This is a genomic window from Brotaphodocola sp. (assembly GCF_050873065.1).
GTDB lineage: Bacteria > Bacillota > Clostridia > Lachnospirales > Lachnospiraceae > Brotaphodocola.
Genome location: NZ_JBNMIC010000064.1, coordinates 1 through 10,554 on the forward strand (window position 1 = coordinate 1; position 10,554 = coordinate 10,554).

The window sequence follows — 10,554 nt, forward strand, 5'->3', positions numbered from 1 at the left end:
AATCAGCGGAAGCGTCACTGGCGCTTCCTCGATACGCAGAGCGGACGTAGCGGTGCATAAGGTCGCAAAAGACGCGAACCTAAGCACCGACGTCTCACACGGGTTTGCATTGACTTTCCCACTGCCGGAGCCTTTGCTGCATCATCATATTTATTTTCTGTTTTTCATCAGCAATTTATGCTATAATAAGTGCGAAAAAATACGAATCGAACAAGTATTTGATGCGTTTGGAAGGAATGAGAAAAATGGAAAAGAAAAAGAAAGTACTCACATTTGGAGAGATTATGCTCCGGTTAAAGACTCCGGAGTATTTAAGAATTGTGCAGGCGGATGAATTTGAGGCGAGCTATGGCGGTGCTGAGGCGAATGTGGCGGCGTCTCTTGCAATGTTTGAGGATCCGGTGCATTTTGTGACAAAACTTCCGGATAATCCGGTTGGACTTGCAGCCCTCGGCGAGCTGCGCCGCGTGGGAGTCGACACTTCCCGTGTCGTGAGAGGCGGAAAACGTCTTGGAATCTATTATTTTGAGAAGGGCAGTGACATTCGTCCGACGAACGTGGTCTATGACCGTGAGTTCAGCGCATTTTCTCTGGTGGATCCAGAGGAGTTTGACTGGGAGAGCCTGCTTGCCGATGTGGATGTGTTCTATTTCTCGGGAGTGACCCCGGCGGTCAGTGAGTCTGTGCACCAGGCGGTCAAGGATGCACTGAAAGTCTGCACAGAGCGCGGGATTGAGGTAGTCTGCGATCTGAATTACCGCTCGAAGATGTGGAGCAGTGAGCGCGCCCAGCAGGTGATGGGAGAGCTGATGAAAGATGTGACGATCTGCATCGCCAATGATGAGGATTTTGAGTCTTCACTGGGAATTCATGCTTTTGACGGTGATATGGCGCATGGAATCGATCAGATCGAGACTTACAAGCGTGGAATGAAGGAGATTATGGAGCGCTATCCGAACTGTCGTGCAGTTGCGAGTGTTCTGCGGAATATGCACACGGTCGAGGACGGGGACTGGATGGGAATCTATCTGACAGGTGACATATTCTATGAGACTCCTGTCCACACGGTACACAGCCTTGAGGCGGTTGGAGCCGGAGATGCGTTTGCAGGTGCCCTGCTTCATGGCCTTGTTCAGGGATTTGCCCCTCAGAAGATGATTGACTTTGCGATTGCAGGAAGCGTCATGAAACTGATGATTCAGCACGACTTCAATGTTGTGAATGAGGCGGAAATTCTGCGGATTATGAAGTCGAATGACACAAATTTGCAGAGATAAAGAATAAATTTTCAGAATATTCTGTGCAGAGTAAAATAGAGACAGAAGAGGATGAAATAATCCGATTTGGTTAATTTTCCTAAAAATTTGGTAAAAAAAGAAATCGATTCCGGTCGATTTCTTTTTTTTTCGTAAAGAAAAAATAAATTTTTGAAAGAAGATGGGAAAAAAGGTTCCAAAAATAGGAAAAAATAATGAAATATATTTCAGCCATTTTCATGTTGATAACGCGAATGTTATGAATTCATAACAATTCTATATTTGAAATTATAAAATTGAATGATTATAATAAGCAGAGCCGATAGGAATTAAGAGGTTCGGAAGATGAGTGTGACATCAGGGAAATGACATCACGGAAACGACATCGACAGGAATGACAGAATAGCTTTTCCGGATGATTCTTAATAACGGTCGGCTATCCCATAAGATAAGATTCTTAATGTGCATGAAATAAGAAAGGGGGAAGAGGATATGGATGGACTTGTTGATTCCCTGATGGAAGAACTGAACTGCCAGGTGGCATTTACGATTCCGGTTTTTGGCGGAATAGATGTCCTTGAGTCGGTGGCAGTGACGTGGATCATTATGGGAATCATGATGATTGCAACGCTGGTTCTTGTTCACGGATTGAAAGTCAGGAAGATCGGAACAAAACAGGCGGCACTTGAAAGCGGGTTCACTTTCATCTGGAATTTCTTCGAGGAGCTTCTCGGAAAAGAGGGAACGGATTACATTCCGTATCTGATCACCGTGGTTCTCTACATCGGAATCGCCAATATGATCGGACTTCTTGGATTCAAATCGCCGACAAAGGACTTAAATGTGACCATCTCTCTTGCAGTGATGAGTATCATTCTTGTGGAGGTGGCAGGAATTCGGAAAAAGGGAGTGAAAGGGTGGATCAAGAGTTTTGCAGAACCGATCCCGATCATCGCCCCGATCAATGTACTTGAGCTGTTTATCCGGCCGCTGTCGCTTTGTATGCGACTGTTTGGAAATGTGCTCGGTGCCGTGGTAGTCATGGCGCTGATCAAATATCTGGTGCCTCTTGTGGCGCCGCTGCCGTTCAGCTTTTATTTTGATATATTTGATGGAGTGATTCAGGCTTATGTCTTTGTATTCCTCACATCATTATATATAAAAGAGGCCATTGAGTAATTTTATTTCAGATGGCACAAAAAGAAACAAACATACATAAGAACATGTACTCTTAAACTGTTTGAGAGCGCATACGAACAAAAGGAGAGTAGAATTATGACAGGATTAATCGCAATCGGTGCTGCAGTTGCAGTTATCACAGGAATCGGAGCAGGACTGGGAATCGGAATGGCAACTTCAAAGGCAGTAGATGCCATTGCAAGACAGCCTGAGGCAGACGGAAAGATCACCAAGGCACTGCTTCTTGGATGTGCACTGGCAGAGGCAACCGCTATTTATGGCTTCGTAATCGGTCTTCTGATCATTCTGTTCTTAAAGTAATTCAGATAAATAAGAGAGGCGAAAGCAATGTTAAACATCAATTTCTGGAACATTGCCTTTACAGTCATCAATCTGTTAGTCCTTTACTTCTTTATGAGACACTTTCTGGTAAAGCCGATGCGGGCGATTCTGGAAGAGCGGAAGCAGATGGTGGAGCGGGATCTCGACGATGCGACAAGATCAAAGCAGGAAGCTGAGAAAATGAAGCGGGAATATGAGGCTTCGATTCAGAATGCCGGCGCGGAAGCGGACAAGATTGTGGAGATGGCAAAGACGAGAGGCACGGAAGAGTACAACCGGATTCTCGCACAGGCAAAGACCGATGCCGCAAAGAAGATGGAAGAGGCAGACAGAACGATTGCGCTCGAGCGGGAGAAGACGCTCACAGATCTGCGCGCTTCGGTTGCAGATCTGGCAATGGCAGCGGCAGCAAAACTGCTTTCTGAGCAGAACGGCCCGCAGAATGATCGAAACTGTTATGATACATTTTTGAGTCAATCAGGTGAGAGACATGACTGAAGAGGCAAGATTATACGGAACTGTGCTCTATGAGCTTGAAGTTCCGCAGGAAATGGTAAAAAAGACCGGCGAGATTCTGGGTGAGAATCCGGAGCTCGTGCGGGTGCTTCAGAGCCCGGTTTACCGTCGGGAAAAGAAACATGCCATCATCGAGGAGATTTGGAAAACACCGGAATATTCCAGTGTGATGACCAAGTTCCTGAAGAAAGCCTGCGATGCCGGTGCAATCGGACAGTTTCCGGATATTGTGAAAGTCCGGGAAGAGTGCGAGAGACTGGCAGATGGAGTTCTCACCGCGCAGCTCTGGTATGTGACAGCGCCGGATGAGACCCAGATGGAAGGCATTCGGCAGTTTCTGAAAAAAACTTATGGAAAGAGGGAAGTCCGGCTGAGCCTGGCTTCTCACCCGGAACTGATGGGCGGATTTGTCCTGAAGACCGGAGATGTGGAATACGATTACAGCCTTCTCGGAAAGTTGAAAAAATTGAGTCAGGCTGTGGCAGGATAGGAGTTTTGGTGATATGAGTACAATCAGTTCTCAGGAAATCATCTCCATCATCAAAGGTGAGATTGAAGATTACGACGAGCATGCAGGGCTGGTTTCGGAGACCGGCTCCGTCATCTGGGTCGGAGACGGAATTGCAATCGTCTACGGCATTGATCACGCCATGTATGGAGAAATTGTCATATTTGAAAACGGAGTCCGCGGAATGGTTCAGGATATCCGGAAAAATGAGATTGGCTGTATCCTTTTCGGAAAGGATACGGGAATTGTCGAGGGAACAAAGGTTGCGCGGACAAAGAAACGCGCCGGTGTTCCGATCGGAAAGGAATTTCTCGGAAGAGTCGTCAATGCGCTCGGTGAGCCGATCGATGGTCTGGGACCGGCGAAAGAGGAGGCTTATCTTCCGGTTGAGGAGGAAGCACCGGGAATCGTCGACAGAAAGTCGGTTGGGGTTCCGATGGAGACCGGAATTCTGGCAATCGATTCGATGTTCCCGATCGGACGCGGACAGCGTGAGCTGATCATCGGCGACCGTCAGACAGGAAAGACCTCGATTGCGATGGACACGATCTTAAACCAGAAGGGAAAAGACGTGATCTGTATTTACGTAGCAATCGGACAGAAGGCATCGACAGTGGCAAAACTTGTCAATACGCTTAAGAAGAACGATGCGATGGATTACACGATTGTCATGGCATCGACAGCGAGTGATCCGGCTCCGATGCAGTATGTTGCCCCGTATGCAGGAACTGCGATGGCAGAATTTTTCATGCATCAGGGAAAAGATGTCCTGATTGTCTATGATGATCTGTCCAAGCATGCAGTTGCTTATCGAGCTCTGTCTCTGCTTCTGGAGCGTTCTCCGGGACGTGAGGCATATCCGGGCGATGTCTTTTATCTGCACTCTCGTCTTCTGGAGCGCTCAAGCCGCTTAAATGATGAGCTTGGCGGCGGTTCGATCACCGCGCTTCCGATTATTGAGACACAGGCGGGAGATGTTTCCGCATATATCCCGACAAACGTCATCTCCATCACAGATGGTCAGATTTTCCTTGAGAGCTCCCTGTTCTTCGCCGGTCAGCGTCCGGCAGTCAATGTGGGACTTTCCGTTTCCCGTGTCGGCGGAGCTGCCCAGACAAAGGCAATGAAGAAGGCGAGCGGAAGCATCCGAATTGATCTGGCACAGTACCGTGAGATGGAAGTTTTCACGCAGTTCAGTTCAGATCTGGATGATGCGACAAAGGAACAGCTGGCATATGGAAAGAGACTGATGGAACTGCTCAAACAGCCTCTCGGAAGACCGCTTGCCATGCATGAGCAGGTGATCACGCTCTGCGCGGCAACGCACCGGGTTATGCTGAGTGTGGAGGTTGCCCGGATTAAGGAATTTCAGATGCAGATGCTTGCCTGGTTTGATGAGAAGCACCCGGAGATCGGAAAAGAACTTGAGGAGACGAAGGTTCTCAGCGATGAACTTTCCGGACGGATTGTGGAGGCTGCAAAGCAGTTTAAGGAGGCAGTATGGCAAACGCGAGAGAAATCCAAGAACGAATAAAGAGTGTTCAGGATACGAGGAAAATCACAAATGCCATGTATCTGATTTCTTCCACAAAGCTGACAAAGAGCAAGAAACTGCTTGCAGACACAGAGCCGTATTTCTATACGCTCCAGAGTCTGATTCGAAGAATTCTGCGTCACCTTCCGGAACTTCATCATCCGTACTTTGATCCTCGTTCCGATAAGAGGAAGGAAGACCGGGTTCGCGGACTGATTGTTGTCACCGGAGATAAGGGAATGGCGGGAGCCTACAACCACAATGTCTTAAAGATGGCAGAACAGTGGATGAAAGAATATCCGAATCATCGGATTTATGTGGTTGGAGAGCTGGGACGGCAGTATTTTGCCTCCCGCCAGGTTCCGGTGGAGGAACAGTTTCACTATACCGTGCAGAATCCGACAATGAATCGTGCGAGAATGATTGCTGCCTCGATCATTGAGGATTACATGGAGCATCGCCTTGATGAGGTCGATATTCTCTACACGCAGATGATCAACAGCATGAAGATGGAGGCGCAGATGGAGCAGCTTCTTCCGCTGACAAGGGAGGAATTTGATTCCGCTGCGATTCCGGCAGATACTTATCACGAGGAGATTCAGATGATTCCGAGCCCAACAGCAGTTTTGGACCATGTGGTTCCAAACTATGTGACCGGATTCATTTTCGGTGCGCTTGTGGAGTCGTTCTGCAGTGAGCAGAATGCGAGAATGATGGCGATGCAGTCCGCAAGCGACAATGCAAATAAACTGCTCGGGGAGCTGTCGATCGCTTACAACCGTGTGCGTCAGGCGGCGATCACACAGGAGATCACGGAAGTTGTCGGCGGTGCGAAGGCACAGCGGAAGAAGAGACGCTAAAGCTAAAGGAGACACTTATGAACAAGGGAAAAATCGTTCAGGTCATGGGACCTGTTGTGGATGTGGAGTTTGAGGACGGCAAACTTCCTCATATTCAGGATGCCCTGGTTGTGAATAATAATGGCAGACGCTGCGTGATGGAGGTCGCTCAGCTGATCGGCGGAGATGTGGCACGCTGTATCATGCTGGCATCCAGCGAAGGTCTCTGCAAAGATATGGAAGTTGAGGCGACCGGCGCAGGTATTTCCGTTCCGGTCGGAGAAAAGACACTTGGCCGTCTTTTCAATGTGCTCGGAGAGCCGATCGACGGAGGCGAGAGCCTTGATGGTGAGACAAAATGGGTGATTCACCGCGATCCGCCGAGCTTTGAAGACCAGAGCCCGGTTGTCGAGATGCTTGAGACGGGAATCAAGGTCATTGACCTTTTGGCACCGTATGCAAAAGGCGGAAAAATCGGACTGTTCGGAGGTGCCGGAGTCGGTAAGACGGTTCTGATTCAGGAGCTGATTACAAATATTGCAACCCAGCACGGCGGATACTCGATCTTCACCGGAGTCGGAGAGCGTTCGAGAGAGGGTAACGATCTCTGGACGGAGATGGGGGAGTCGGGAGTTCTCGAGAAGACCGCCCTGGTATTTGGCCAGATGAATGAGTCGCCGGGTGCCCGTATGCGTGTCGCAGAGACGGGACTGACGATGGCAGAGTACTTCCGTGATGTCCAGCATCAGAATGTACTTCTCTTCATCGACAATATTTTCCGTTTCGTGCAGGCCGGATCAGAGGTTTCCTCCCTGCTCGGAAGAATGCCGTCAGCAGTTGGATATCAGCCGACACTGGCAACCGATGTCGGTCAGCTTCAGGAGAGAATCGCTTCGACGAAGAATGGTTCTGTCACCTCTGTACAGGCAGTCTATGTGCCGGCAGATGATTTGACGGACCCGGCACCTGCGACGACGTTTGCACATCTGGATGCAACGACGGTTCTCTCGAGAAAGATTGTGGAACAGGGTATTTACCCGGCAGTTGATCCGCTTGAGTCCACTTCGAGAATTCTTGAGGAGGATGTCGTAGGAAAAGAGCACTATGAGGTTGCAAACAAGGTACAGCAGATGCTTCAGAAGTACAAGGAACTTCAGGATATCATCGCAATCCTCGGTATGGAGGAACTCTCAGAGGAAGATAAGCTGACCGTCAGCCGTGCGAGAAAGATCCAGCGTTTCCTCTCCCAGCCGTTCCATGTTGCAGAGAACTTTACCGGTGTTCCGGGAAAATACGTTCCGGTCAAGGAGACCGTCCGCGGTTTCAAGGCAATCATCGATGGTGAGATGGATGCTTATCCGGAGGCTGCATTCTTCAATGTCGGAACAATCGATGAGGTTGTCGAGAAGGCAAAGGCGATGGAGCAGAATAAGGACTGAGTGGTGTAAAGGAGCAGAAAAATGGCAGCATTTTGGTTGAAAATCATTGCCAGCGATCATGTGTTTTACAATGGAAGCTGTGAGACACTGGTTGTCCCGGCTCACGATGGAGAACTTGGAATTCTGCCTCATCGTGAGGCGATGATCCTCGCAACCCAGGAGGGCGAGATGCGTTTTCGTGTCCCGGGAGAGTCGACTGAGCGCAGAGTCATTGTCGGAATTGGAATTGTTCAGGTGGCAAACAACCGTGTGATGGCGGTCGTGGATTCGGCAGAGCGTCCGGAAGACATCGATGAGGCGAGAGCAAAGCTGGCGCTTGAGCGCGCAAAAGAACAGCTCCGCCAGAAGCAGAGCATCCGGGAATATTATATGACGCAGGCGGCAATGGCACGTGCACTCTCGAGACTTCACGGCTCTTCCTATCACGAAAAAGGACTATAAGGACTGGAATCCCCTCACATCCACTCCAGGTTATTTACGAGGAAATCACAGAATTCCTGTACTGCCTGTTTTCCTTTTCCCTGTTCGGAGCGCATCAGAATAATCTGTCTGCGACATTTTAAGTCTGAAATCGGAAGAAGACGCACCGGAGAGTTTGAGGAGGTTGACTCCCACTGTGCGGGGAGAGGTCCCCATGAGTACTGGGGCCAGAATCCGATTCCCATGCCGGCGGCGATCAGGTTGCGGACTGTCTCCGTCGTGTCGCTCTCAAAGATGATCCGCGGGGAAAATCCGAGTTCGAGGAAGTAGCTGTTTGTGATCTGGCGGATCGGGCGGGATCCTGCGAGGCAGATATATCCCGCATGCTGGGTGTCTGCAAGGCGGATTGACTGCTGATTGCCGTAAGGGGAGGCAGACGGAACGGCGAGATAGAGATCTTCCTCGAGCATGACGGTTGCATGGTTGCGGTCGACGGAGGCAAAGTCTGACCGTCTTGCCGTGACACACAGATCATAGTCGGAGTCCGCGTGCGGGTCAGTCTGAGAGGTCTGGTACAATTGAAAATTCACATCCGGGCGGAGCGCGCGAAAGGCGATGATCCGGTTTGTGATCAGAGAAGATGCGGAGAGCAGGCGCAGACGAATCGTGTGTGTGGCCTGCTCTTTTCCGCATTGAAGTTCCTCGATCGTGCGGTCGAGATCGTTGATCAGCGGAAGAAGGCGCTGCTGGAAAAATTTACCCGAATCATTGAGTTCGATGCTGCGGTTTTTGCGCTCAAAAAGCGGAACACCGAGTTCGCTCTCGAGACGATGGATCGCCTGGGAAAGTGCGGGCTGTGCAATCTGAAGATGTTCGGCAGCTTTCGTGATGTGCTGATATTGTGCCGCTGCGAGAAAGTATTTTAACTGTAGTAATTCCATGCGTTCGCCCTCCAAGTCTATGTAAAGTCTGATTCAAAAAAATCTTTTTAAGGAAATCTTATTATATCATGCAAAAATCGATGCCGCAACTGTCCGAATTAGCAAGGCGAGTTTGGCTTGGTGTCGCACGGAATGAGTGCTTGTATTTTCAAGAAAACTTTCCGAGAAAACTTGCTTTTGAAAGATAGAGATGATACACTGTAACCGATTTCCGCTGCGTTTTTGGAAAATGAGAGACCAGGGCGGATACAGATTGAAAAGCAGATGAAGGTGGGACATGATGCATGAAAAAGCCGGAAAGAGAAGACGAAGAGAAATTTAATCTTTGGAAGTCGGCTGCGAACACGGCAGTGACGTTAATCTTTCTTTTGATTCTTTTGGCAGCTCTTTTGGGACTCTATCTTCTGAATGATTATACCGATTATCATAAAAAAGAAACGATTGTAGGTCGCCAATATGAAGAAGACCAGATCGACCACGGAAAACAGGATCGGGCTCGTGAGGAGATTGGAGAAAAGGATCAGGCAGGAGAAGCAGAGAAAGATCAGAATACAGAAGCAGCAGAAAAGGAAAAGATGACGACGGCGGCCGGAAGAAGTCCGGATATGGGGATGGGCGGCGCGGATGACAAGAAAAAATCCGCAGTGCTTGCTCAGATTATCGATGCAGAGACCGGAAGGGTGATCCCGGTGGAGGGTGCGGTGTTTGAACTGTACAAGGCAAATGGAACGCGTCAGATTCTGAATACCTATTATCCGGATAAGGTTTCCTACCGTGAATTTGTGACAACTGACAAGGGCAATTTTTATCTTCCGGAAAAGATTTTTCAGGGAGATTATAAGTTTCACGAAAAGACGGCGCCGAAGGGATATGAGGGCTCGGCAGATAAGGAATTTCGTGTCGGGACTCCTTCTGACTGGACGGAACCGTGCCTTGTGGAGATTCCGCTTTCGCCGTCAAAGAACAGCATCTGTGTGCAGGTCAGCGACCGTGAGGATGGAACCCCTGTGGGCGGAGGTCGTTTCGTAGTTCTTGCAGAGGAAGATATTCAGACGTTTGACGGGACAATCCGTTACCGGAAAGGCGAGCGCGTCGGGGAGATTATCTGCGATGAGAATGGATACGGGGAGAGCAAAGAGCTTTATCTGGGAACGTACAGCCTTCAGGAAAAAGAGGTTCCGCGATACTATGCCGGAATTGAGAAGAAACCGGAGATTGTGACGGAAAAGAAAGACGAGAAGAAGCTGGAAGTTCACGAGATTGAGATGGAAAAGACAAAAATCAGTCTGAAACTTGTGGATGAGCGCTATCCGCAGATGGCGATTGAGGGGGCAAAATTTCAGATTGCAGCAGATTCGGATCCTATGAATTCTGTGAAAACGGCGAGAGCAGTGAAGACTGTGAAGACAGATGAAAACGGAAGCGCAGTGTTCACAGATCTTGAAATGAGGCTACCGCAATCCCACTGACTTTAGACGGTGGGTTAAGGTAGCCAAAAGTTAGATATTATTGTATGCTTATATCATGGGAACATGGAAATCTAAAAACAGACACAAATACTTATTACAATATCATATTAT

The 10,554-nt window shown here is 49.0% G+C and carries 12 protein-coding genes; 11 read left to right on the plus strand and 1 reads right to left on the minus strand.

Annotated features, from left to right (window positions below; genetic code table 11):
• The 10 genes from ACR0QE_RS11860 to atpC form a co-directional block, all read left to right on the plus strand.
• On the plus strand, nucleotides 1-334 hold a 334-nt coding region (locus ACR0QE_RS11860; protein WP_432628557.1), incomplete at its 5' end, for a hypothetical protein.
• A complete protein-coding gene (locus tag ACR0QE_RS11865; RefSeq protein WP_432628558.1) occupies nucleotides 246-1,277 on the plus strand; it encodes a PfkB family carbohydrate kinase in 1,032 nt (343 codons plus the stop codon). The genes ACR0QE_RS11860 and ACR0QE_RS11865, both read left to right, overlap by 89 nt.
• Before the next feature lie 471 nt (nucleotides 1,278-1,748).
• On the plus strand, nucleotides 1,749-2,435 hold the full coding sequence (locus ACR0QE_RS11870; protein ID WP_432628559.1) for a F0F1 ATP synthase subunit A: 687 nt from the start codon (nucleotides 1,749-1,751) through the stop codon (nucleotides 2,433-2,435).
• A gap of 96 nt (nucleotides 2,436-2,531) precedes the next feature.
• Entirely contained in the window at nucleotides 2,532-2,756 is a 225-nt protein-coding gene (gene atpE / locus ACR0QE_RS11875; protein ID WP_177977767.1) for an ATP synthase F0 subunit C, read from the plus strand.
• A 27-nt stretch (nucleotides 2,757-2,783) separates the two neighbouring features.
• A complete protein-coding gene (gene atpF / locus ACR0QE_RS11880; protein WP_432628560.1) occupies nucleotides 2,784-3,275 on the plus strand; it encodes a F0F1 ATP synthase subunit B in 492 nt (163 codons plus the stop codon).
• Nucleotides 3,268-3,783: an ATP synthase F1 subunit delta gene (gene atpH, locus ACR0QE_RS11885; RefSeq protein ID WP_432628561.1), complete on the plus strand. Its 516-nt coding sequence runs from the start codon at nucleotides 3,268-3,270 to the stop codon at nucleotides 3,781-3,783. The genes atpF and atpH overlap by 8 nt, the downstream gene beginning before the upstream one ends.
• A 13-nt stretch (nucleotides 3,784-3,796) precedes the next feature.
• Nucleotides 3,797-5,335 carry a F0F1 ATP synthase subunit alpha gene (gene atpA / locus ACR0QE_RS11890; RefSeq protein WP_432628562.1) on the plus strand — a complete coding sequence of 513 codons (1,539 nt, stop codon included), beginning with the start codon at nucleotides 3,797-3,799 and terminating at the stop codon, nucleotides 5,333-5,335.
• A complete protein-coding gene (atpG, locus tag ACR0QE_RS11895) occupies nucleotides 5,302-6,195 on the plus strand; it encodes an ATP synthase F1 subunit gamma (RefSeq protein ID WP_432628563.1) in 894 nt (297 codons plus the stop codon). The genes atpA and atpG overlap by 34 nt, the downstream gene beginning before the upstream one ends.
• A gap of 17 nt (nucleotides 6,196-6,212) precedes the next feature.
• Nucleotides 6,213-7,613 (plus strand): F0F1 ATP synthase subunit beta, encoded by a 1,401-nt coding sequence (atpD, locus tag ACR0QE_RS11900; protein WP_432628564.1) that lies wholly within the window; start codon nucleotides 6,213-6,215, stop codon nucleotides 7,611-7,613.
• Nucleotides 7,614-7,634: 21 nt separating this feature from the next.
• Complete coding sequence (atpC, locus tag ACR0QE_RS11905) at nucleotides 7,635-8,054, plus strand: ATP synthase F1 subunit epsilon (RefSeq protein WP_432628565.1); 420 nt, start codon at nucleotides 7,635-7,637, stop codon at nucleotides 8,052-8,054.
• 14 nt (nucleotides 8,055-8,068) lie between these two features.
• On the opposite strand, the gene ACR0QE_RS11910 is transcribed toward atpC, so the two are convergent.
• Complete coding sequence (locus ACR0QE_RS11910; protein WP_432628566.1) at nucleotides 8,069-8,974, minus strand: LysR family transcriptional regulator; 906 nt, start codon at nucleotides 8,972-8,974, stop codon at nucleotides 8,069-8,071.
• A gap of 284 nt (nucleotides 8,975-9,258) precedes the next feature.
• Between ACR0QE_RS11910 and ACR0QE_RS11915 the strand changes: the two genes are divergently transcribed.
• On the plus strand, nucleotides 9,259-10,443 hold the full coding sequence (locus ACR0QE_RS11915; protein WP_432628567.1) for an MSCRAMM family protein: 1,185 nt from the start codon (nucleotides 9,259-9,261) through the stop codon (nucleotides 10,441-10,443).
• Nucleotides 10,444-10,554: the final 111 nt, after the last annotated feature.